The sequence below is a fragment of the Amycolatopsis sp. NPDC114505 genome (assembly GCF_055633615.1).
The window spans coordinates 1102812-1125457 of the sequence record NZ_JBVKDV010000001.1 but is presented as its reverse complement, the minus strand read 5'-3'; the positions used below and the strand labels follow the sequence as shown (position 1 = coordinate 1125457).

General features: G+C 71.3%; 21 protein-coding genes, 1 tRNA gene and 1 pseudogene. 15 read left to right on the top strand and 8 right to left on the bottom strand.

Translation table 11 applies throughout. The features are described 5' to 3' along the window. Window positions 1-31: 31 nt before the first annotated feature. Together ACZ7OU_RS05750 and ACZ7OU_RS05745 are read left to right on the top strand one after the other, a co-directional pair. Window positions 32-1138 carry a sensor histidine kinase gene (locus ACZ7OU_RS05750; RefSeq protein WP_470240012.1) on the top strand — a complete coding sequence of 369 codons (1107 nt, stop codon included), beginning with the start codon at window positions 32-34 and terminating at the stop codon, window positions 1136-1138. Further along, the gene (locus tag ACZ7OU_RS05745; protein WP_470240011.1) at window positions 1135-1803 is read left to right on the top strand and encodes a response regulator; all 669 of its coding nucleotides are present in this window, start codon (window positions 1135-1137) and stop codon (window positions 1801-1803) included. The genes ACZ7OU_RS05750 and ACZ7OU_RS05745 overlap by 4 nt, the downstream gene beginning before the upstream one ends. Window positions 1804-1981: 178 nt before the next feature. On the opposite strand, the gene ACZ7OU_RS05740 is transcribed toward ACZ7OU_RS05745, so the two are convergent. Both ACZ7OU_RS05740 and ACZ7OU_RS05735 read right to left on the bottom strand, forming a co-directional pair. Further along, window positions 1982-3211: a DUF1707 domain-containing protein gene (locus tag ACZ7OU_RS05740; RefSeq protein WP_470240010.1), complete on the bottom strand. Its 1230-nt coding sequence runs from the start codon at window positions 3209-3211 to the stop codon at window positions 1982-1984. Between the two features lie 152 nt (window positions 3212-3363). Further along, window positions 3364-4680 carry an alginate O-acetyltransferase AlgX-related protein gene (locus ACZ7OU_RS05735; RefSeq protein WP_470254359.1) on the bottom strand — a complete coding sequence of 439 codons (1317 nt, stop codon included), beginning with the start codon at window positions 4678-4680 and terminating at the stop codon, window positions 3364-3366. A gap of 120 nt (window positions 4681-4800) precedes the next feature. Between ACZ7OU_RS05735 and ACZ7OU_RS05730 the strand changes: the two genes are divergently transcribed. Then, entirely contained in the window at window positions 4801-7971 is a 3171-nt protein-coding gene (locus ACZ7OU_RS05730) for a glycosyltransferase (RefSeq protein ID WP_470254358.1), read from the top strand. Here the strand turns inward: ACZ7OU_RS05730 and ACZ7OU_RS05725 are convergent, their stop codons facing one another. Continuing rightward, complete coding sequence (locus tag ACZ7OU_RS05725; protein ID WP_470254357.1) at window positions 7972-9111, bottom strand: hypothetical protein; 1140 nt, start codon at window positions 9109-9111, stop codon at window positions 7972-7974. It abuts the gene before it with no gap. 214 nt (window positions 9112-9325) lie between these two features. On the opposite strand from ACZ7OU_RS05725, the gene ACZ7OU_RS05720 reads away from it, so the two are divergent. After that, window positions 9326-9949, top strand: coding sequence for a hypothetical protein (locus ACZ7OU_RS05720; RefSeq protein WP_470254356.1), 624 nt, complete (start codon window positions 9326-9328; stop codon window positions 9947-9949). A 66-nt stretch (window positions 9950-10015) separates the two neighbouring features. Continuing rightward, a complete protein-coding gene (locus ACZ7OU_RS05715; RefSeq protein WP_470254355.1) occupies window positions 10016-11491 on the top strand; it encodes a serine/threonine-protein kinase in 1476 nt (491 codons plus the stop codon). Here the strand turns inward: ACZ7OU_RS05715 and ACZ7OU_RS05710 are convergent. Beyond that, on the bottom strand, window positions 11476-12162 hold the full coding sequence (locus tag ACZ7OU_RS05710) for an alpha/beta hydrolase (RefSeq protein WP_470255886.1): 687 nt from the start codon (window positions 12160-12162) through the stop codon (window positions 11476-11478). The genes ACZ7OU_RS05715 and ACZ7OU_RS05710 overlap by 16 nt on opposite strands. A gap of 118 nt (window positions 12163-12280) precedes the next feature. Between ACZ7OU_RS05710 and ACZ7OU_RS05705 the strand changes: the two genes are divergently transcribed. The 3 genes from ACZ7OU_RS05705 (at window position 12281) to ACZ7OU_RS05695 (ending at window position 13605) form a co-directional block, all read left to right on the top strand. Continuing rightward, entirely contained in the window at window positions 12281-12823 is a 543-nt protein-coding gene (locus ACZ7OU_RS05705) for a DUF2716 domain-containing protein (RefSeq protein WP_470240003.1), read from the top strand. Between the two features lie 21 nt (window positions 12824-12844). Continuing rightward, window positions 12845-13243 (top strand): immunity 7 family protein, encoded by a 399-nt coding sequence (locus ACZ7OU_RS05700; RefSeq protein ID WP_470240002.1) that lies wholly within the window; start codon window positions 12845-12847, stop codon window positions 13241-13243. A 68-nt stretch (window positions 13244-13311) separates the two neighbouring features. Further along, window positions 13312-13605 (top strand): YiaA/YiaB family inner membrane protein, encoded by a 294-nt coding sequence (locus tag ACZ7OU_RS05695; RefSeq protein WP_470240001.1) that lies wholly within the window; start codon window positions 13312-13314, stop codon window positions 13603-13605. A gap of 36 nt (window positions 13606-13641) precedes the next feature. On the opposite strand, the gene ACZ7OU_RS05690 is transcribed toward ACZ7OU_RS05695, so the two are convergent. From ACZ7OU_RS05690 to ACZ7OU_RS05675, 4 genes and pseudogenes are all read right to left on the bottom strand, one after another. After that, window positions 13642-13794, bottom strand: a complete 153-nt coding sequence (locus tag ACZ7OU_RS05690; protein ID WP_470254354.1) for a hypothetical protein — start codon at window positions 13792-13794, stop codon at window positions 13642-13644. Then, window positions 13752-13904, bottom strand: coding sequence for an alkaline phosphatase family protein (locus tag ACZ7OU_RS05685; RefSeq protein WP_470254353.1), 153 nt, complete (start codon window positions 13902-13904; stop codon window positions 13752-13754). The genes ACZ7OU_RS05690 and ACZ7OU_RS05685 overlap by 43 nt, the downstream gene beginning before the upstream one ends. 105 nt (window positions 13905-14009) lie before the next feature. Continuing rightward, window positions 14010-14200: pseudogene (locus tag ACZ7OU_RS05680) on the bottom strand (alkaline phosphatase family protein); the annotation flags it as partial. Between the two features lie 219 nt (window positions 14201-14419). Continuing rightward, window positions 14420-14492: transfer RNA gene (locus ACZ7OU_RS05675), tRNA-Gly, on the bottom strand. 187 nt (window positions 14493-14679) lie between these two features. Here ACZ7OU_RS05675 and ACZ7OU_RS05670 point away from each other — a divergent pair. From ACZ7OU_RS05670 to ACZ7OU_RS05640, 7 genes are all read left to right on the top strand, one after another. Then, complete coding sequence (locus ACZ7OU_RS05670) at window positions 14680-16221, top strand: sigma-70 family RNA polymerase sigma factor (RefSeq protein WP_470254352.1); 1542 nt, start codon at window positions 14680-14682, stop codon at window positions 16219-16221. A gap of 113 nt (window positions 16222-16334) precedes the next feature. Continuing rightward, window positions 16335-16775, top strand: a complete 441-nt coding sequence (locus ACZ7OU_RS05665; RefSeq protein WP_155548404.1) for a DUF983 domain-containing protein — start codon at window positions 16335-16337, stop codon at window positions 16773-16775. Window positions 16776-16819: 44 nt separating this feature from the next. Beyond that, window positions 16820-17680, top strand: coding sequence for an Fpg/Nei family DNA glycosylase (locus ACZ7OU_RS05660; protein WP_470254351.1), 861 nt, complete (start codon window positions 16820-16822; stop codon window positions 17678-17680). Window positions 17681-17972: 292 nt separating this feature from the next. Beyond that, entirely contained in the window at window positions 17973-19286 is a 1314-nt protein-coding gene (locus ACZ7OU_RS05655; protein ID WP_470239997.1) for a histidine kinase, read from the top strand. Window positions 19287-19305: 19 nt separating this feature from the next. Beyond that, a complete protein-coding gene (locus ACZ7OU_RS05650) occupies window positions 19306-20151 on the top strand; it encodes a S49 family peptidase (protein WP_470254350.1) in 846 nt (281 codons plus the stop codon). 157 nt (window positions 20152-20308) lie between these two features. Continuing rightward, complete coding sequence (locus tag ACZ7OU_RS05645; RefSeq protein ID WP_470254349.1) at window positions 20309-21706, top strand: glycoside hydrolase family 16 protein; 1398 nt, start codon at window positions 20309-20311, stop codon at window positions 21704-21706. Window positions 21707-21797: 91 nt separating this feature from the next. Then, window positions 21798-22634, top strand: coding sequence for a LytR/AlgR family response regulator transcription factor (locus tag ACZ7OU_RS05640; protein WP_284743317.1), 837 nt, complete (start codon window positions 21798-21800; stop codon window positions 22632-22634). Window positions 22635-22646 lie beyond the last annotated feature (12 nt).

The window sequence follows — 22646 nt, the reverse complement described above, 5'->3', positions numbered from 1 at the left end:
CCGCGGCCCGGCGACCGGTAGCTTTCGCAGCATGAGATGGTCGCCGTGGGTGGGACGCGTGGTGCGCACCCTCGTCGTCCTCGTGTTCGTGCTGGGGGCGACCAGCGCGTCGTCGCGGTGGCAGCCGGGGGCGACGCCGCTGACCCCGCCCGGCGCCGCGTGGCTGGCCGCGACCGTCCTGACGCTGCTGCTCGTCCACCGCTTCCCGCTGACGCTCTTCCTGGTCACGGCCGCTTCGGCGTTCGGCTACTACGCCTCCGGCCTGCCCGGCGGGCCGATCATCCTGGTGCCGACCATCGCGTTGTTCGTGCTGACCCGGCAGCGCGGCCCGCTCACCTCGGGGATCGCCGGAGCTTCCGCGCTCGCCGCGGCCTACGCCGTGCACGTCGTCACGATCAGGTCGTTCACGCTGGAGGCCGGCGCCGGGTTCGTCGTCGTGTGGCTGGTCGCCGTCATCGGGGTCGGGACCGCCGTCCGTTACCAGCTCGACGCGCTCGCCGCCCGCCGCGAGCAGGCCGACGAGCACCGCCACCGGCTCGCCGAGCGGGAGCGGCTGCGGATCGCCCGTGAGGTGCACGACGTCGTCGCGCACAGCCTCGCCATGATCAACGTCCAGGCGGGCGTCGCCGCGCACGTCGCCGACCGGCGGCCCGAGCAGGCGAAGGAGGCGCTGCTCAACATCAAGGCGGCCAGCGCGTCCGCGCTCAAGGACCTGCGCGCGACCCTGGCCGTGCTGCGCTCGGGCGAGGACAAGGCACCCGCGCCGAGCCTTGCCCAGGCCGCCGAGCTGCTGGAACACGCGCGCGACGCCGGGCTCACGGTCGACGTCCACGGCGAGGCCGGCGACCTCCCGGCGCCGGTCGACGCGGCCGCCTACCGGATCCTGCAGGAGTCGCTGACGAACGTCGTCCGGCACGCCGACCAGCCGAACCGCGTCGACGTCCGGTTCGAACGGCAGCCGGGGACGTTCACGCTGAGGGTGCGCGACGACGGCCGCGGCACCGCCCAGCCGACCCCGGGCCACGGTCTGCGGGGCATGTGCGAACGCGCCGCCGCGCTCGGCGGGCGGTGCACCGCCGGGCCGGTCGACGGCGGTTTCGAAGTGTGCGTCGAGCTACCGATCGAGGGGGAAGCATGATCCGCGTCCTGCTGGCCGACGACCAGGTCCTGGTCCGCGCCGGGTTCCGCGTGCTGCTGGAGACCGAGGACGGCTTCGAAGTCTGCGGCGAGGCCGGCGACGGCGAGCAGGCGGTCGCCGGCGCGATCGAACACAAGCCGGACATCGTGGTGATGGACATCCGGATGCCCGGCGTCGACGGACTCGAAGCCACCCGCCGGATCACCGCGAACCCCGACCTCGCCGGGACGAAGGTGCTGGTCCTGACCACTTTCGACGTCGACGAGTACGTCTACGAAGCCTTGCGCTCGGGCGCCAGCGGGTTCCTGCTGAAGGACACCGAGCCGGTCGAACTGCTGCGCGCGCTGCGGGTGGTCGCCGCCGGCGAGGCGCTGCTGGCACCGACGGTCACGCGCCGGCTGATCCAGGAGTTCGTCGGCCGCCCGGAGAACCGGCGCATCGACACGAGCGCGGTCCGCGAGATCACCGACCGCGAGCGCGAGGTGCTGGGCCTGGTGGCGGGCGGCATGTCGAACGACGAAATCGCCGCCCACCTGGTGATCTCCACGGCGACGGCCCGCACCCACGTCAGCCGCATCATGACGAAGATCGGCGCCCGCGACCGGGCGCAGCTGGTGGTGCTGGCCTACGAGTCGGGGCTGGTCACCCCACGTCACTCCGCCTGACCCGGCGCACCACCAGGAACGCCCGGACCAGGAACACCACCGCGAGGACGGCGACCAGGCAGATCCAGATCATGTCGCCTCCTTCCCACCACCGATGCTCTGCTTACAGGGCGTCCGGGAGTGGGACGGCGTTCATCGACACGGCGGAAGTCACACCTTCGGGTCAGCCGGCGACCGGTCAGCTGTTCGTGCGCTCGGTCGGCGGCGACTTCTGGACCTGCGCGTTCAGCAACGTCTTGAACGAGTCGAGGGCCGTGGCCTTGTCCGAGCCGAAGGCCTCGACGATGATCACGCGGTTGTACAGGACGTAGACCGCGCGATACACGGACTGCTGACCACCGTCCGGCGTGGCGAACACCGGCACCCCGTGCAGCGACAGGTCGCGCGCGGCGGTCACGCCGCCTTCCTGCTGGGCGTTCGCGTACTCCTGGGCGACCGGCTTGGTGGCCTGCGCGTTCGGCATCTCGAGGGCGTACACGGCGAGCGTGACGTCACCGTCGGTCGAGGTCCTGAGCAGACCTTCGGTCATGCCTTCCGACTTGAGCCGCTCGATGACCGTGGCCGGCAGGAACTTCGACGCCTCCAGCTTGGCCATGTCGAACGTGCCCCCGCCGACGCGGGTCTTGCCGGCCGGAGTCACCAGCGCCGCCGCGTTGTCAGCCGGTTCGGGCTTGGCCGCGGGCGGTTCCGGCAGCGGCTTGGTCGAGGGCAGCGGCGGCGGCTGCTGCTGGCTGGTGGTCGGCTGCGCGACCGGGGTTTCGCCGCTGTCCTTGATGAACAGCGCCCAGACGCCGAAACCGAGACCCACCAGCACGACGAGCCCGAGCGCGGCGAACGCGATCTTCTTGCCCTTGCCGGACGGCTGCGTCTGGAAGCCCTCCGGGCCCTGGCTGATCCACTCGGCGTTGTTCGACTGCGCCAGCGACGGGAACTCCGAGGCGCCCCAAGGCGGGCTGACGTTCTGCGGGGCCGCGTCCCACGGGTTCTGCTGCGGCGCGGGGAACCCGCCCGCCGGGGACTGCTGGCCGTACTGGCCCGGCTGCTGCTGCATCGGCTGGGCGAACCCGTGCGACGGGGAGTTCGGGTGCTGCTGCTGCCACGGCTGGACGACCTGCGTGCGCTCGCCACCCATGTCGGCCGAGGAGACGACCTGCGTGGCCTCCGCCGAGGCCGCCTGCTGGTTGGGATCGGACTGCTGTGGCGGGGACACCGGCGGGATGATCTGCGTCTCCGCGGCGGACGACGGCTGCCCGGGTGCCTGCTGCGACGGCTGTTGCTGCTGCGGGCCGTCGGCGTTGGTGACGGCCATGCTCAGCACCCGATCGCGCCGGGTCCGGTACTCGTCGGCCGACAGGCTTCCGGCCGCGAGCTCCTCGTCCAGCCTGCGCAGCTCTTCCTGCCAGGTCACCCCGGTACCCCCTTCGGGTAGGTAATCCCCGAACCATGCGGACGCACGGCCCGATCTCCCTGCCGCACGCAGCCATTGTGCACGGGTCCGCTCACCCGTCGGCGACCACCACCCCGTCGTTATCGATGTGAGCCGCGGTGCGGTCGGCGAGGTCAGCGCGGGTGCCGGGCCAGTGCCTTCGCCAGCTCGTCGATCGCTTGGTCTCGCAGCAGCGGCGACGAGCCGCCGGTGACGCTCCGTTCGACGAATTCGAAGGTGACGACGTCCCGGTCGGCGAACATGTCGGCCAGCTGGTCGCCGGTGCTCCGCGCCACGGTGTCGGCGTGCACGATCGTGACGTCCTGGCAGGTCGCGGCCAGGAACGGCGTCGCGAACTGCGTGAAGGAGTCGGCGACCAGGCCGACGGACTGGCTGATCGAACCGGCCGGCCGCGCGCCGTCCGGCTGCGTCAGGTAGAGCGGCAACCGGAAGTCGCTGGCGATGTAGCGGGCGCGATCGACGCCACCGTCGGTGGAGAGGCTGTAGGCCGTCATCTGCTTCTGCTCGGTGTGGCCGAGCAGAATGGACAGGTCCGCGGGCCACGGCCGGACGCCGATCGGCGCCGCGTGCCAGTTCGCCGTGGAGCCGGGCGCGATCGCTTGGCCCAGCGCGTAGGTCATGACCAGGCCGCCGTCGTACGACCAGTGCGTGTCGTTCGGGTCGTAGACCGACCGGCCGATCCGCCGTTCGGCGTCGGCGAGCGAGGGCCGCAGGTCGATCGCGCCCGTCTCGCGCGGCACCCGGTTCCAGAAGTCGGTGGTCCGGGCCTGGGCGCAGGCCTTGCCGACGTAGTCGTCCGGCAGGTGCGACGGCTCCTCCGTGTACTTGTCCGGTGCGAAGACCAGCACGAACTTGCGGCCGGAGCTCTCGACCGCCACGCGCAGCCGGTGGAGCGCCGAGACGACGTGGTCGAGGTCCATCACCGGCCGGCACTTCGCGGTGACGTCCTCACCCAGGTAGAGCCAGCCGTCCTTGCCCGGGATGATCCCCGGGTAGACGTAGCCGGGGACGTCGCCGGTGCCGGCGGGCTGCTGGCCCTGGTCGATGCCGACGGTGTCGTGGTTGGTGCCCTGCCCGGAGCCCGGCGGGTCGCCGAAGAGGCCGGTGCCGATGCCGTCCGCGGCCTGCACGCCGGCCTGCCGCAGCGGCAGGTGGTCGGTGGCCCAGCCGGTCAGCCCGGTGAAGAAGCCCCAGCCGTCGCCGAGGCTCGGGAACGGCCGCAGCGGCCGGTTCTCGAACGTCGTCGGCTGCACGCCGACGACCCACAGCAGCACCGGCGTGAGGAAGAAGGCGATCGCGCACGTCAAAGCCGTGCGCTGGCGGTTGCTGTGCCGGGGCCGGTAGAGGTTGTGCTCCTTCGGGAGCCAGGACTCCGGCGTCTGCAGCTGCCGCCGGCCGGCAGGCGACTGCGGACGGAGGCTGGGGGGCACGGCCGTATCGTAGCGCCGGGGCCGGGCCGGGCGTGCCGGAACCGGGGAAGCTGCCCGCGGTGCCGCCCGAAAGGCGAGGTCGGCCCCGGCGGACCTGGTCGGGCGGCTAATCTGCCCGCCATGGGCAAGGGGACGAGCGGCGAGCGCCTGATCGAATGGACCGGCGAGCGGTGCGTGCCGTGGACCGAAGACATCCAGGTGATCTACGAGCACTACCACCGCTACGCGTTCGCGACCCGCTTCGCCACCGGCAAGCGGGTCCTCGACCTGGCCAGCGGCGAGGGCTACGGCAGCGCGCTCATGGCAGGCGCGGCCACCGAAGTGGTCGGCCTCGAACTCGACCCGGCGGCCGTCGAGCACGCCCGGCGGAACTACCCGGGCGTCCGCTTCGAGGTCGGTTCGATCACCGACCCGGCGGCCCTCGACGGCGAGCGGTTCGACGTCATCACCTGCTTCGAGGCGATCGAGCACGTCGAGGCGCAGGACCGGCTGATGGAGCTGGTCCGCAACCGGCTCGCGCCGGGCGGGATCTTCCTATGCAGCACGCCGGACATCGAGGTCTACACCCACGATCACGGCAACGAGAACCCCTACCACGTCCACGAGCTGACCGGGCCGGCCTTCCGGTCGCTGCTCGCCGGCAGCTTCGAGCACGTCGTCGTGCTGCGCCAGAACGTCGCCGTCGGCTCGCTGATCCACGGTGGCCCGGGTACGGAGGCCGAGGTGCTCACCGTGCGGCCGGACGACGACGGCTCCTGGGCTGTCGAGCCGGGCGCGCCGCACACCTACTTCGTCTCCGTCGCGTCGGCCGAGCCCGTCGAGGTGCCCTCGACGTCGGCGATGGTCGACGCGAAGCTGACACTCGTCGCCGGCGCGGCGGCCGAAACGGCGCGGCTGCGCGGCGAGCTGGCCCGCACCGAAGCCGAGCGCGAGCAGGCGGCGGCTTCGGTGAGCCGGCTGACCGCCGAGCTGGCCGACGTCACGGCCGCCGAGCGGCGGGCGGCGGCCGAGCGTGACGACGCGGCCGGGCAGGCCGAACGCGCCCGCGACGACCGGCGGCGCGCGTCCGACGAGCTGAACCTCCTCAAGCGCAAGAACGGCTACGACAGCGAGCGGCTGGAGTGGCTGGCGGGCAACAACGCGGGGCTTTCCGAGACGGTCGGCAGGCTCGCCGCCGAGAACGAGAAGCTGCGCGCCGAGACGTCCGCGCTCGCGCAGCGGCTGCTCGGCCGGTACCGCGGCGCGATCGAGAAGTACGCCCCGCGCGGCACGCAGCGCCGCGATCTCTACGAGACGGCCCTCGGGCGGCAGAAGGGCGCGGTGCCCGCCACCCCGCCGGTGCCCGGACCGGTCGCGGTCACCACCAGCGACCGGCCGATCGTCAGCGTCGTCATCCCGGTCTACGGCAACTGGCCGTTCACCCGCGGCTGCCTCGACTCGATCCAGCGGCACCTGCCCTCGACGCCGTTCGAGGTCATCGTGGTCGACGACGCGTCGCGCGACGACTCCGCCGACCGGGTCGCGGGCTGCGCCGGGGTCCGGCTGGTGCGCGCGCCGAAGAACCTCGGGTTCGTCGGGGCCTGCAACCTGGGCGCCGAGAACGCGCGCGGCGACTTCATCTTCTTCCTCAACAACGACACCGAGGTCCGGCCGGGCTGGCTCGACGAGCTGGTCGCCGTGGTCGAGTCCCGCCCCGACGTCGGGCTCGTCGGCTCGAAGCTGGTGTACCCGGACGGCAGGCTCCAGGAGTGCGGCGGCATCATCTGGGCCGACGGCACCGGCTGGAACTACGGCAGGCTGCAGTCGCCGGACGCGCCGTGGTTCCAGGCCCTGCGCGACGTCGACTACTGCTCGGGCGCGGCCGTCCTGGTCCGCCGCGAGCTGTTCGAGCGCATCGGCGGCTTCGACAAGCGCTTCGCGCCCGCGTACTACGAGGACACCGACCTCGCCTTCGCCGTCCGCGCGAACGGGTACCGCACGATGGTCCAGCCCGCGTCGGTCGTCGTGCACCACGAAGGCATCACCAACGGCACGGACGTCTCCTCCGGCGTGAAGCGCCACCAGGAGCTCAACCGCGGCGTCTTCGTCGACAAGTGGAGCGTCCAGCTTCGCGACCACTTCCCCGAGGCGAGCCCGCGCGCGGTCTGGGCCGGGCGGCAGCGCACGAAGGACGGTCACCGCGGCGGCACCGTGCTGGTCGCCGACCACCAGGTGCCGATGCCGGACAAGGACTCCGGCTCGGTGCGGATGTTCCGCATCCTCGAGCTGCTCGTCGGCCTCGGCCACCGGGTGGTGTTCATGCCGCTCAACAACGCGCTCCCCGAGCCGTACGCCGGGGCGCTGTACCGCGCGGGGATCACCGTGGTGACCGGGCTCGGCGAACAGCTGGAGTTCCTGCGCGACGCCGGCGCCGACCTGCGCCTGGCCGTGCTTTCCCGGCCGCACGTCGCGTGGCAGCTGCTGGAGCAGGTCCGCGAGCACGCGCCGGACTGCGTCATCGCCTACGACACGGTCGACCTGCACTTCGTCCGGCTCAACCGGCAGGCCGACCTCGCCGCGCGGCTGGGGGACACCCGCGAGGAGCTGACGCTGCGGCGGCGCGCCGAGGTGCTGCGCGAGTCCGAACTCGGGCTCACCCGCGCCACCGACGTCACGTTCACGGTGTCCGATGTGGAGCGTGAGCTGCTGCGGGAGCTCGTGCCCGCGGCGCGGGTCGAGGTGCTGTCCAACGTGCACCGGGTCGACGGCACGTCGGCTGCCCCGGACGGCCGCTCGGGGGTGCTCTTCGTCGGCAGCTTCGACCACGTGCCCAACCGGGACGCCGCGCGCTGGCTGGCCACCGAGATCATGCCGCTCGTGCGGCGCCGCCGTCCGGACGCCGTCGTGCAGATCGTCGGCAGCAACCCGCCGCAGGAGATGTTCGACCTCGCCCGCGAAGGCGTCGTCGTCCGCGGCTGGGTGCAGAACCTCGACAGCGCCTACGCCGAGGCCCGGGTCGTCGTCGCGCCGCTGCGCTTCGGCGCCGGCGTCAAGGGAAAGCTGGGCGAAAGCCTCGCGTGCGGGGTCCCCGTCGTCGCCACCCCGCTGGCCACCGAGGGCATGCACCTGACGCACGGCCGCGACATCCTCGTCGGGGCGTCGGCCGAAGAACTCGCCGAAGGGATCGTCACCCTGCTCGAGGACGACAAGCTCTGGCGGCGGCTGTCGGAGGAGGGCAAGACCGTGGTGGACCGCCGGTTCGGCGCCGACGTCGCCCGCGGCACGCTGGCCGCGCTGCTCGACCCGGCCTGATCAGCTCGGCGGCAGCGCTTTCTGGAACACCGTGAGCGCGTTGTCCAGGCTGCTCTTCAGCCCGGCGGGCTCCTTGTTCGCCCGTCGTGACACCCAGATCACGACGGCGACCTTGCCCGACGTGTACCAGGTGCCGTTCATCCACCGGTCGCCGCTGGGCCCGGTGACGACCTTGTCGTCGGCGGCGAGCGGGGTGAACTCGCCGGCGAGCGCGGCCGTGCGCAGGTAGTCGATGACGGCCTTCGCGTCGCCGGGGGAGGTCGTCGGCACCGCGTACGCGAGGTAGCCGGTGTCGCCCGCGGTCGAAGCGCGGTAGACGAACTGGGTGACGCCGTGTTGCGAGAAGGTCTGGGCGACCGCCTTGGGGAAGAGCTTGAGGTCCAGTCCCTTCGCCAGCGACATCGTCGAGCTCTCGGGGTACTGCATCCCCGGCAGCGGCGGCACCTGGTCCTCCAGCTGCGGCTGGGTGGCGGCGGCGGGCGGCGCCTGCGACAGCGTGGGCGCCAGCGAGGCCAGGTTGTCGGACGCGGGTTCGTCCCGGCCGAGCCACACCGTCGCGCCGACGATCATGGCCAGCACCACGAGCACGCCGAGCGAGATGAACGGCCAGGTCGTCCAGGCCCGCCCGGAGCCGTCACCGCCGAAGCGGTGCTTGCCCGGTGGCTCCTCCGAGCCGGTGTCGCGCGGCGGCGGCACGGAGGCTTCGCCGCGGGGCGGGGTGATCGGCGGGAACCGGCTGCCCGGTTCGTGGCGGGCCGGGCCGTCGATGCGCAGGTAGCGCGTCGGGACGATGTCGGCCGGGCTCGGCGCCGTCGTCATGTGGTCCGGGATGGTCGGCACCGGGCTCGCGTTCATCGTCACCGGCAGCCCGGTGCGCTGCCAGGGCGGGTGGGGCTTCTGGTGCGGCACCGCGGATCGCGGCGATTCGATGCGCTGCGGCGGCGGCACCGGGTGACTCGCGGGGTTGGCGCTCCGCCAGGTGTCACCCGGACGGCGCAACGGCGAGGGGACGGGTGAGGGCACGGTCGAACCGGAGGCCTGCGCGAGCAGCTCGTCGCGTTGTTTGCGGTGTTCAGCAGGCTCGATGCGGCCTTCGGCAAGCTCCGTGTCGAGACGGCGAAGCTCTTCCTGCCAGCTCATCCATGGACCCCCATCCACCATTCGGGGCATCAGTTTGGCACGTGGGGCCGACCTGCGAGGTTGCGGTTCGAGGTTGATCGGCAACCTAGCGCAAGTCCGCCCTTTCCGGGAGTCCCCGCCGACCGTCACCTCATCAGCCCCCGAAACTGTCGTACATATGTTCTAAAATAGGCGTTGTCCAGGGGAGATGCCACTCGCACCCGCGGGTGGCGTGATGGAGGAAGGCAGGGCCATGGCCTACATCACCCTGTCCACGTTCGTGGGCTACAGCGCGAGTAACGGTCCGTCGCGGTCGTCGTTCGTCCGGCGGCAACGCCGGCAGTACGAGGATCCGGCGCGGGCGGCGTTCAACTACTACCGGCGGGCGGCGAACGCCGTCCGGTCCGGGCGGGCGGCGGGGCAGGACGCGACGGCGTTGCGCGCCCTCGTCAACGCCGCCGACGACCGGACGAAGCCGCACTACGCGGCGATAGCCGAGGGCTGGCTGCGGTACCTCGGCCGGAAGTCGCCGCGGCTGGTCGAGGTCGGTCGCGGCCGCTGCCGGATCGGCGACCTCGAAATCGGCGTAAGCCCGCAGCTCGGGCTCCGCAAGAGCGACGGCCGTCGCTACGCGACCTGGCTCTACTTCAAGGAGGAACCGCTGGCGAAGTCCTCGGCGCAGCTGGCGCTGTGGGTGCTGGAGCAGGCGATGCCGGACATCCTGCCGGGCGGGCACGCGCTGGTGATCGACGTCCGGCGCGGCAAGGAGTACCAGCTCTCCACGCGTGACCGCGAACGGTTGCGGCCCTGGGCCCGCAGCGAGGCTTCGGCGTTCCTCACCCTCTGGGACGCCGCCTGAGCCGGGGAGGCGCCGGGCCCGCCCGGCGCCTCCCTTAGCATCGCCCCCGAGCGTCAGGGGGCGACGATGAGACTGGTCGCGGGGCGGTACGCGATCTCGGCCGAGCTGGGCCGCGGCGGCATGGGCGTCGTCTGGCGCGCCGAAGACAGGGTGCTCGGGCGGCTGGTCGCGCTGAAGGAACTGGCCACGCCGCCGGGCGCGTCGCCGGCGCACCTCGAGCGGGTCATGCGCGAGGCGCGCACGGCGGGGCGGCTCAACGATCCCGGTGTCGTCACGGTTTACGACGTCGTCAGCGAGCAGGGCGCGACCTTCATCGTCATGGAGCTGGTGATCGCGCCGACGCTCGCCGACGTCGTCGGGCGCGAAGGACCGCTGGCGAACGACCGCGTCGCCGCGCTCGGCCTGCAGGTGCTGGGCGCGCTGGAGAGCGCGCACGCGGCCGGCGTCGTGCACCGGGACGTCAAGCCCAGCAACATCATGGTGCTGCCCGGCGACCGCGTGAAGCTCGCCGACTTCGGCATCGCACGGGCGATGGACGACCCGTCGCTGACGCAGACCGGCGGCGTCATGGGCTCGCCCGGGTACATGGCGCCCGAGCTGTTCGCCGGGGCCGGGCCGTCCCCCGCGTCGGACCTCTGGTCGCTGGGCGCGACGCTCTTCCACGCCGCCGAAGGCCGGGCGCCCTTCCAGCGCACCACCACGGCCGCGACCCTGCACGCGATCATGTACGAGCAGCCGGTGCTGGAGCGCACCCGCGGCCCGCTCGCCGACGCCGTCCGCGGGCTGCTCACGCAGTCCGCTTCGGACCGGCTGGGCGCGTCCGGCCTGCGACGGCTGCTGGAAACCGCGCGCACGGCCGGCGTCCCGGCGTCGCCGTCGCCGACCGCGTGGCTCGCCACGCCGCCAACGGCCACAGTGGACGGTCCGCCGCGGAAGAAGCGCCGCCTGCCGCTGGTGCTGACCGGGGTGGCGGTCGCCGTCGTCGCGGCGCTCGGGGCGATCTTCCTGCTGAAACCGGACCGGACCACGCCGGTCGCCGCCGGGGCCACGCCGACGCCGACGTCGACCTCGGCGAAGCCGACCACCAAAAAACCGAGTACCAAGAAGCCGACGCCGTCCTCGAGTTCCACTCCGACGTCGACGACGGCGGACAAGCCGCACCCGGCCGAAGTGCCGCTGATCCGGTACCACCACCCGGAAGGCGGGCACTTCAGCGGCACGAAGAAGGTCGGCCCGCCGGCGGGGTTCACCAAGGAAGGCGTGTTCGGCTCCCTCGTCGCGACGGCCGAGCCGGGCACGCGGAAGCTGTTCGCCTGCAAGGTGAAGGACCAGAAGGACTGGTTCACCTCGCCGGACCAGAGCGGCAAGTGCGAGAGTCAGCAGTCGCTCGGCCTGCTCGGCTATGTCTACGCGAACCCGCCGTCCGGGGTGAGCACGCGGGCGCTCTACCGCTGCAATGCGGGCGCGAGCCACTTCGACTCGCTCGACGCCGGCTGCGAAGGCAAGACGAAGGAGTTCCTGATGGGTTACCTCATCGTCTGAAGCACCTCGGCCACCAGATCCGGCCGCGTGACGAACGGGTGGTGCGGCACGGGCAGTTCGACTACCTCGGTGGCGCGCTTGGCCTGGCTCCGTTGCATCTCCGGCAACGTCGCCCGATCGTCGGCGCAGACGAGGTAGGTGGACCGGATCGCCCGCCACGCCGCTGTCGTCGTCCGCTGGCCGAACACCGCTTCGTTCTGGGGCGTGAGCCGGGCCGCGGCGCCGGCGTACGTCGTGTCGTCGAAGTCCTGGGCGAACAGCGGCCGCACCAGCTCCTCCCGGACGCTCGCGGTGCCGTCGCCGTGGCTGACGTGCCGCGGCGGCTCGGCGCCGCCGAAGTCCGCGAGCGCCTCGCCGACGTCCGGCAGGAACGACGTCACGTAGACGAGCCGTCGCACCGCGGGGTGGTCTCCGGCCTCGGTGATCACCATCCCGCCGTACGAGTGTCCGACGAGCAGAACGGGCTCGTCGGAGGCGTCGAGCAGCGCGCGGACGGCCGCGGCGTCGTCGTGGAGGTCGCCGCGCGGCTCGCCCTCGCAGCTCGGCAGCACCACGGCTGAGCTGCGCAGACCGTGCCGGGCGAGCACGTCCGCCGTCGGCTGCCACCACCAGGCGCCGTCGCGGACGAAGGCACCGTGAACGAGAGGACTCGCATGGTGACAATCTGACAGAACACACCCGGTCGAGTGACACAGTTCGCGCGGAGCGAATGAGGACTGGACAAACCGGAGGCCGAACACGAAGCTTTCGCGTGTTCTTTCGTGCCTGGTCAAGTCAGAGGTCGTAACAGTGAATGCTGCCTGGGAAGCCGTCTCCCGCGTCGCCGACGAACCCGCCTGGTACTGGGTGTACGACAAGCTGGGGTTCTGGCCGAGCACCTACGCCCACGCGTGGCCGGGCTTCCGCGAGCCGTCGCCGTCCCGGACCTGGGACCTTTCGCCCGGCGACCTGGACCGCGCCTCGGCCGAGTTCCGCCTCGGCCCGTACGCGGTCGAGGAGCACCAGGTCTCGGCGATCGCGATGGCCGCGTTCCGCGAGGTCTGCGGCCCCGACGACTGGATGTGGGCGCTGCACTGGCAGCACCAGTCCTACCGCGTCCGCCCGCACCTGATGACCCCGGGCGCGCGCTGGCCGGTGCCGGTGTTCCCGCGCGCGGACTACCACCTGTTCCTGTCCGCCGACTTCTCGTTCGGCACGCTCGGCCACCCCTGGGAGCGCACGCTCTGCGTGTTCGGCGAGAAGCTGGTCCCGGCGTTCGAGCGGCACGGCGAAGGAGTGCTGTCGAACGTCCTGCGCCGCGACGGGAAGCCGCCCGCCCTGGCCCGCGGTTGATCTCTTGTTACTGTTCTGCGGGTGTTCGAATATCACGGCTGGGTGACCATCCAGGCGACCGCGAGCGGCGACGACGACGCGGCGCTCCTGGAGCGCCTGGTCGACCGCGTAAACCGCGCTATCCGCGACGCGGGTGACTTCGACCTGGTCGACCTCCGCTGGAGCGCGGGCATGCCGATGCTCCACTTGGCCGGCTTCGACAAGCACGGTGGCCCCGGCCTCGAGCTCCTCGACCTCTTCACCAGGGTCGGCGAACTGGCCGCGGGCTCGTACGGCCTGCTCCACGTCTGGGACGACCAGGACACCGAGCACGACAACGAATTCCGCGTCTACCGCATGGCCCGCGGCCAGGTGACGGAACGCGAAGACCCGCACCTGACCCCGGTCGCCCCGACGGTCCTGGACGTCTACGAGCTGTAGCCACATCGCAACCGCGCCTGAGTAGTACTGCTCAAGACACCCGCGGGGCCCGGCGAGACCGTGGTCACATGACCAAATCCGGAACGACGTCCCCCACCACGACGGCCTTCTACGTCCAGGCCGCGATCTCGTTCGGCCTGGCGATGGCCGCGGTCATCGGCGGGATCGCGTACCTGCCGGTCGACGGCTGGATCCGCGGTTTTCTCGCCCTCGGCGCGCTCTACCTGGTCACCTCCACCTTCACACTCGCCAAGTGCGTGCGCGACAGACAGGAGGAGACCTCCGTGGTCTCCCGCGTCGACCAGGCCCGGCTCGACAAGCTCCTCGCCGAGCACGATCCCTTCCAAACCCCCGTGGTGTAGGGAAAGCGGCCACCCGGGGTGGCCGCGTTCAAACCCTCAGTGGCGCGGCACCCGCGGCCGTCCGCCCGGCTCCCGCTTCGGCGGTTTCTGGTCGGTGCCCGGGAACGTCGGTGCCGGCAGGTTGGCCTGCTCGTAGCGGGACAGCGTCAGCGGGCCCGACGTGTCCGGCAGCACCGGCGGCTGCGCCACTGCGAGATGTTCGGATCGGCCACACCCGTCACCTTCTCCAGGAACCGCAGCGTCGACGTGTGGTCGAAGTTCTCGCTGCACACCCAGCCGCCCGCGGTCCACGGGGACACCACGATCGCCGGCACGCGGTAGCCCGCGCCTCGGCCAGCGCGAACTGGAACGGCAGGTCGGCGCGCTGGTGGTAGCCCATGACGTACGGGCCGTTCTTGCCGTCGGCCTTGCGGTGCGCCGGCAGCCAGTTGTCCATCTTCCCCCCGTTCCAGGCGTCGTGCTGGACCTGCCACGCGTGCGACGTCGACGGGATCTTCTGCGCGTTGGTCGCGTGCGTGTCCAGGTGGAACGGCAGCGCGTAGCCGGCCGGGTTCTCCGCGTCGGGCGCGAGCGCGCGCTGGACGTTCGGCGGCATGAGTCATGTCCAGCACGATCACGCGCGAGCATCACCCGAAGAGGTGGCATCGCGGGAACGCGGCCGGAACACCAGATGAAAACCGTTGCCGAACCGGCACGAATCCGGTCAGAAGGTAACGAGACTGTCGAGACGGCGACCGCGAGCACCCCGGGAGTCCGGGGCTAGACGTCAAAAAACCGCTGCCCGGGTGTCCCGAACAGCGGTTTTTTGATCTTGAGCGGATGACGGGATTCGAACCCGCGACCCTCACCTTGGCAAGGTGATGCGCTACCAGCTGCGCTACATCCGCACTGCCTTGCTGTTGAAAGCACTCTATACCAAGCTGAAACTGCTCCGATGAGCGGGTCCCCCGGCCTCCTGACCCGGTGCTTCGGTGTCACAGCTGGCGTACAAGGGGTGACGACGGCTGATTCCCTCCGTATGGTGTCCCCATTCGACCGAACGGGGAGACCTTCGGGGAGGAGGTGCCGGGCCGGATGACCGAGCTGGGCACGGCGCCGCCACCAGCGGCCTCGGAATCCGACGAGCAGGCACTGCTGCAACGACTTCGAAACGGCGAAGACGCCGCGTTCGGGGAGCTGTTCGAGCTGCACGCCGCCGCCGTCCGGAGACTGGCGCAGAGCCTGGCTTCCGACCGGTCCGAGGCCGAGGACATCACCGCGGAGACGTTCTTCCGCGTGCTGCAGGCCCTTCGGCGTGGCTCCGGCCCCAGAGACTACGTCCGCGCCTACCTGCTGACCGTCGCCCGCCGGGTCTCCTGGGAGTGGCACGGTGCCCGGCGCGACGTCCCCGTGTCGGACGACGAGCTGACCTTCCGCGCCGGCGCGGGGGCCGACACGCACGCCCGCACGGCCGAGCACACCCTGATCACGACGGCGTTCACCAGCCTGCCCGAGCGCTGGCGGACCGTCCTGTGGCAGACCGAGGTCGAGGGCGAGCAGCCCGCGATGGTCGCCACCCACTTCGGGCTGAGCGCGAACGCCACCGCGGCGCTGGCCCGGCGTGCCCGTCAGGGCCTGCGCGCGGCGTACTTGCAGGCACACCTTTCGGTGAACCGCGGGCCGGACTCGTGCCGCGCGGTCGTCGAGAAGCTCGGCGGGTTCACCGCGGGCAGCGTCACCGGCGCCGAAGCCGAACGGATCAAGGCGCACCTGCACGGCTGCCCGTCGTGCCGCGCCACCCAGGACGAGCTGCGCGACGTCTGCTCGTCGCTGCGCGCGCACGCCGGGGTGCTGGTGCTGCTGGTGCCGGCGGCGGGTGCCGCGGCGAGCGGCAGCGGTGTGCTGACCGGGCTCGGCGCGACGCTCAAGGGCGTGCTCGTCGGGTCGAAGGTGAAGGTCGGGCTCGCGCTGGCGTCGACCGCGGCCGTGGGTGCCGTCGGTGTCGCGGCCGGTCCCGTCCTGTTCGGGACGACGCCGGTGCAGGACGTCGGGCTGACCGGCGGCGCGCCGGAGCTCGTGGTGGTGCCGCCGTCCGAGGCGCACCAGCAGCCGCCCCCGCAGCCACAGCAGGACCCGCAGATCGGGATCGGCGTGCTCAACGGCCGCGGCACCGGGATCACCGTCCCGGTGCGGCAGCGCACCGGCGGCCGGCAGCCGGCGGCGAACGAGGTGCCGACCCTGCCGGGCGGCGACGCCCCGGCCGGCGACGGCGGCACCGGAACCGGCCCGGGCACGAGCGGGGACATCCCGCGCGACGACCTGACGTCGTCGACGTTCAGCACGCCCGACCATTCGTCGACGTCGCCGCGGCTGGACGCGACCAGCACGGAGATGACGAAGTCCAGCGACGAGACGGTGCCGGAGGACGCCCCGGAGCTGTCGCCGGAGACCACCACGACGACGACCACGACGACGGTGCCGACCAAGCCGGAACCGACCGGCGACGACTCCGCGTCCACCGAACCTTCGACGACGGTGACGCCGACGTACGGGAAGCCGTGGCCGAGCCGCGCGACCGGCGTCACTGGTTCGGGGGAACCGGCGGATCCGGCGTCGACCGACTCATCGGCTCCCTGAACTGCGGTGATCAACTTCGCCGGGTGGGATGTCCGATTCCTCCCTCGCGCGGGCGAGCCCGGGCACGGTACCGTTGTGCTGCTCACCCTGCGGGCGCCTCGGGAGGCAACTGAATGAACCGGCTGGTACGCGGCGAGGACGGCCGCGACTGGGTGGTCCGTGCCCAGATGGAATGGCGTGCACCGGCGACGGCCGACGACTTCGAACACGACGTCGCCGGCAGCTACGGCCCGGGCATCGCGATGATCGTGGTGACAGCGTTGCTGGCCGTGATTCTCGTCGTGTGGACGCCGAACGAGGTCAACATCCCCGCGTGGGTGCTGCTGGCGCTGCTGCTCATAGTGCTGTTCTTCCCACTGCGCTGGATCCTGCGCCGGCCGTGGACCGTGGTCGCGGAGACCGAGGGCGACATGACCGGCGACCGGCCGTCCGAGCGCTGGGTCGGCACCATCCGCGGCATGTTCACCGTGCAGGGCGAGGTCAAGAAGATCTCCAAGACGATCCAGCGCCACTCGCTGCCGGACTTCGACGGGCCGCTGCACCCGGTCGAGTAGATAGCCGGTACCGGAAATCGGTGCGAAGGGGTGAAACTGGGGGCATGCCCGAACTGCCCGAGGTCGAAGCCCTGGCGCACCACCTGCGCGAGAACGCCGTCGGCCGGACGATCTTCCGCATCGATGTCGCATCGCTGAGCGTCCTGAAGACGGCGACCCCGCCGTGGACCGACATGCACGGCCGCGAGATCACCGGCGCGACCCGGCACGGCAAGCACCTCGACGTCGTCGCCGGCGACCTGCACCTGGTCGTCCACCTCGCGCGCGCGGGCTGGCTGCGCTGGTCCGACGGCCTGGCCGCGGCGCCGCTCAAGCCGGGCAAGGGCCCGATCTCGCTGCGCGTGCACCTCGAGTCCGCCACCGGGCCCGGCTTCGACCTCACCGAAGCGGGCACGAAGAAGGGCCTCGCGGTGTGGATCGTGAAGGACCCGCAGGAGATCGCGAGCGTGGCGCGTCTCGGCCCGGACGCCCTGTCGCTGGACGCCGTCCAGCTGCGCGAGATCTTCGCCGGGAAGAACACCCGGCTGAAGTGGGCGCTGACCGACCAGTCGCTGATCGCGGGCATCGGCAACGCCTACTCCGACGAGATCATGCACCGCGCGAAGCTCTCGCCGTACGCGACGGTCGGCAAGCTCGGCGACGGCGCGCTGGAGGTCCTGGCCGAGGCGATCGTCGAGATCGAGTCCGACGCGGTCCAACGCTCGGTGGGCCAGAAGGCGGCGCGCCTGAAGGGGGAGAAGCGCTCGGGCCTGCGGGTCCACGCGCGCACCGGCCTCCCGTGCCCGGTCTGCGGCGACACCATCCGCGAGATCTCGTTCGCCGACAAGTCGTTCCAGTACTGCCCGACCTGCCAGACGGGAGGCAAGCCGCTCGCCGATCGCCGGATGTCGCGGCTACTCAAGTAGCCGGGTGACATCCGTGGTCACGGCGTCACGCACCGGGATTCCCCCGTTCGGCCGCAGGTGCTGTGCCACGGCTCGCCCGAGCCTCGGCGGGGCCGCGATCGCTGACAGCGAAACCGCCCTCTGCCTGGCACTTTCCCCGGATCCGGTGGAACAGGACGCCCCTCCCGCGTGTTGCGGATAGTGATCGGCGGGCCGGTCAACCGACTCTTAGTAGGGTCACCTCAACCCTCGGTCATCACAGTTGGACAGAAAGTGGGATCAGGCCTTGCACCCGGTTGGTCGAGCGCAGAGCATGGACGCCGTGTCCGGGTTTCCGCTTGCGCAGGTCGTCCCCTGGGGGGTCGCGGCGCTGCTCGGCGTCGTGGTGGTCATTCTGCTCGTCAAGCAGCGCAAGCCGGCGAGCGTGGTGGAAGACGCCATGCTGCAGGCCGTCCACCGGATGTCGAAAGCCGCGCCGAACCTGCGCTCGGGCCTGGACGAGGACGCCGCCGACAAGATCACCACCCAGCTGCTGCAGATGCTCGACTGCGTCGCCGTCGGCATCACCGACAGCGAGGGCACGCTGCTGTCCTGGGACGGCGAGGCGAACGAGCACTACGTCGACCTCGTCGAAGCGATCGGCGCGGCCATCCGCAAGCACCGCCGCGAGGTCGTCGCGCACGACCGGATGCCGTGCAACCACCGCGGCACCTGCCGGATGAAGACCGCCGTCATCGTGCCGCTGCTGGTCGAGGGCGAGACCGAGGCGGCGCTGATCGTCGTCGGCCGCACTCGCGGGCGGCTGGTGCAGATGGCCGACGCCGTCGCCCAGTTCGTCTGCACGCAGTTCGAGCTGTCCCGGCTCGACGAGTCGAAGCAGCAGCTCCAGCAGGCCGAGATCAAGGCGCTGCGCGCGCAGATCTCGCCGCACTTCGTCTACAACGCGCTCAACACGATCTCCGCGCTGATCCGCACGGACCCCGAAGAGGCGCGAGAGCTGCTTCAGGACTTCGCCGACTTCACGCGCTACTCGTTCCGCTCGTCGGGCATGTTCACCTCGCTCGCCGAGGAGCTGCGCAACATCGACCGCTACCTGACCATCGAGAACGCCCGCTTCGGCGGCCGGCTCGAGGTGCGGATGAAGATCGCGCCCGAGGTGCTCAGTGTCGTCGTGCCGTTCCTGATCATCCAGCCGCTCGTCGAGAACGCGGTCAAGCACGGCCTGGCCAGCAAGCCCAGCGGCGGCTGCGTCACGGTGATCGCGCAGGACCACGGCACCGAGGCGCTGATCAGCGTCGAGGACGACGGGATCGGCATGGACCCGCGCCGGCTGAAGGACGTCAAGAACGCGCACAGCACCGGCGCGCACGTCGGGCTCGGCAACATCAGCCAGCGCATGCAGCAGGTCTTCGGCAACGACTACGCGGTCATGGTCGAGACCGCGCCCGGCGCCGGCATGAAGGTGACGCTGCGGGTGCCGAAGTTCGTCCCCGGTGTCCGGCCGAACATGCCGGACTACAGCTCCGAAGACGCCGAGGTCCCGTCGCAGGGCGGGCCGGCCCAGCTCAACGGCGCCGAGGTGAACGGCGTCAACGGCACGCGCTCCGGCATCCTCCCCATGGGCTGAATCCCGCTAGCCTGGCGTTATGGGTGTTACGGACAAGCTGGCTTCGCGGATCCCGGTGCTCGCCGACCGCGTGGAGCGCAAGGACGTCGTGGCCGTGGTGAAGCTGCACGGCGTGATCACGCCGTCGCCGTCCCCACTGGCCAGGGGCGCGATCAACCTCGCCACCGTCGAGACGGCGCTGACCAGGGCGTTCGGCCACGAGCGGCTGAAGGCGGTCGCGCTGCTGATCAACTCGCCGGGTGGTGCGCCGACGCAGTCCGGGCTGGTCGCGGAGCGGATCCGGCAGCTGGCCGACGAAAAGGGCGTGCCGGTGTTGGCGTTCTGCGAGGACGTCGCCGCCTCCGGCGGGTACTGGCTGGCCTGCGCGGCCGACGAGATCTACGCGCACCGGACGTCGATGGTCGGCTCGATCGGCGTGATCAGCGGCGGCTTCGGGTTCACCGGCCTGCTCGAACGCTTCGGCATCGAGCGCCGGCTGCACACGGCGGGCGCGAACAAGTCGCGCCTCGACCCGTTCTCGCCGGAGAAGCCCGAAGACGTCGAGTGGCTGAAGAAGATGCACTCGCAGCTCCACGACTTGTTCGTGAGCTGGGTCAAGGAGCGCCGCGGCGACCGGCTGACCGACATCGAGGACCTCTTCACCGGCGACGTCTGGCTCGGCGCGAAGGCGCAGGAGCTCGGCCTGATCGACGGCGTGGGCAGCCTCCGCCAGATCATCACCGAGCGCTACCCGGACGCCGACATCTCGGTCGCGGAGCCGAAGAAGGCCCTGCTCGCCCGCCTCGGCATCGGAGCACCGGCCGCGGCGTCGGCGGTCCTGGACGCGGTGACCCAGAAGGCGGCGTGGTCCCGCTTCGGTCTCTGAGCCGGGTGTCCGGTTTGAGTACTTCCGGGCAGACTTTGTGACCTGTATCACTCTTTCCGCGTAACGCCTCTGGAGTTGACGTGGGGCGTCGGGTGTCCTTGTGAACGGGCTTTGTTGCGATCGGCAACAAATCCGGACGACGAGGAGGTCGTACCCGATGCCCCACTCCCGAAGATTCGCCATCGGCGCCGTGCTGGGCGCCGCGCTCATCGCGGTCCCCCTGACCATGCCCGCCGCCGCGTCCATCCCGCCGCCCGACTCGGGCTGGACGACGGTCTTCGCCGACGACTTCACCGGCGGCGCGAACACCTTGCCGTCGGGTTCGAACTGGATCATCGACACCGGTCACGCCTACCCCGGCGGCCCCGGCAACTGGGGCACCGGCGAGATCCAGAACTACACGTCGAGCACGGCCAACCTCGCTCAGGACGGCGCCGGCAACCTCCGCATCACGCCGTTGCGCGACGGCTCCGGCAACTGGACGTCGGCGCGGATCGAAACCCAGCGCACCGACTTCAAGCCCCCGGCCGGCGGCGTGATGCGGATCGAAAGCCGGATCCAGATGCCGAACGTCACCGGCGCGGCCGCGCTCGGCTACTGGCCGGCGTTCTGGGCCCTCGGCGGCCCCTACCGCGGCAACTGGTGGAACTGGCCCGCCGTGGGCGAGTTCGACATCATGGAGAACGTCAACGGGATCAACTCCGTCTGGGGCGTCCTGCACTGCGGCGTCAACCCCGGCGGCCCGTGCAACGAGACCACCGGCATCGTCGCCAACCGCGCCTGCCCCGGCAGCAGCTGCCAGTCGGCCTTCCACACCTACCGCTTCGAATGGGACGCGAGCGTCAGCCCGCAGGTGTTCCGCTGGTTCGTCGACGGGCAGCAGTTCCACTCCGTGAGCCAGAACCAGGTCGACGCGACCACGTGGGCGAACATGACCACCCACCAGGGCTACTTCGTGCTGCTGAACGTGGCGATCGGCGGCGCCTTCCCCAACAACAACTCCGGGACGACCACGCCGGGGCCGGGGATCGTGCCGGGCCGCCCGATGGTCGTCGACTACGTGACGGTCACCACTCGCGGCGGTGGCGGAGGCGGCACCACGACGCCGCCGACCACCACCACGACTCCGCCCGGGAACGGCGGCGGCAGCGCGTACAGCACCATCCAGGCCGAGTCGTACAGCCAGCAGTCCGGTCTGATCACCGAGGCCACCTCCGACAGTGGCGGCGGCCAGGACGTCGGCGCGGCGGCCAACGGCGACTGGGCGCTGTACCCGAACGTCGACTTCGGGAGCAGCGCGGCGACGAACTTCCAGGCCCGCGTCGCTTCCGGGGCGGCGTCCGGTGTGAGCGGGCTCGTCGAGGTGCGGCTCGACAGCCGGTCCAACGCGCCCATCGGCAGCTTCGCCGTGGGCAACACCGGCGGCTGGCAGAGCTGGCGGACCGTCCCGGCGAACGTCAGCGGGGTGACCGGCGTGCACAACGTGTACGTGACCTTCACCAGCGGCCAGCCCGCCGACTTCGTGAACCTCAACTGGTTCACGTTCGTGCATTGAGACGAGGGACCCCGCTGGTGGCGGCGTCACCAGCGGGGTCCCGCCACTTCAGGCAGACGGGGGCTGGACATTGCACTCGGCAATGGGCAGGATGCGTTTCACTGTGAGTGCTCACGATGACACCCGGAAGCTCGTGGTCCTGGCTGTGGACGACGAGCCTCGAGGTCTGGACGAACTAGTCCACTGCCTGCGCAACAGCCCCCACGTGGCGAAGGTGTTCCCGGCGATCGACGCGTCGGAGGCGCTGCGGCTGCTGTCCACCGACGACCCGAGGCTACGCGACCGCAAGGAGCGTGGCCTGCCGATCGTCGACGCGGTCTTCGCCGACATCGACATGCCCGGGTTGTCCGGCATGGAGATGTCGCGCGTGTTCGCGGCGCTACGCCCCTCGCCCGCCCTGGTGTTCGTCACCGGGCACGCCGAGGAGGCGGTCAACGCCTTCGACCTCGGCGCGCTCGACTACGTGCTGAAGCCGTACCAGCAGGACCGCCTCGACCGCGCGATCTCGCGCGTGATCGAGAAGCTGGCCTCCGCCGCGGCGCCCGCGCCCGGTGCGCTGGGCGGCGAGCCGGGCGTGAAGAACGATGACGAGGTCATCCCGGTCGAGCTGGCCGGCACCACCAAGCTCATCCCGCGCTCCTCGGTCCGCTGGGTCGAGGCGCAGGGCGACTACGCGCGGTTGTTCACCACCGAAGGCAGCCACCTGGTCCGCATCCCGCTGGCCCAGCTCGAAGAGCGCTGGGAAAAAGCCGGCTTCGTCCGGATCCACCGGTCGTTCCTGGTCGCGCTGCCGCTCATCACCGAGCTGCGCATGGGCCAGGGCGGCTACCAGGTCGTGATCGGCAACGAGGAGAAGGTGCTGCCGGTCAGCCGGCGGCACACGCGCGCGCTGAAGGACCGGCTGGTCGGCTCGGGCCGGAACGGTTGATCAGGGCCCGGT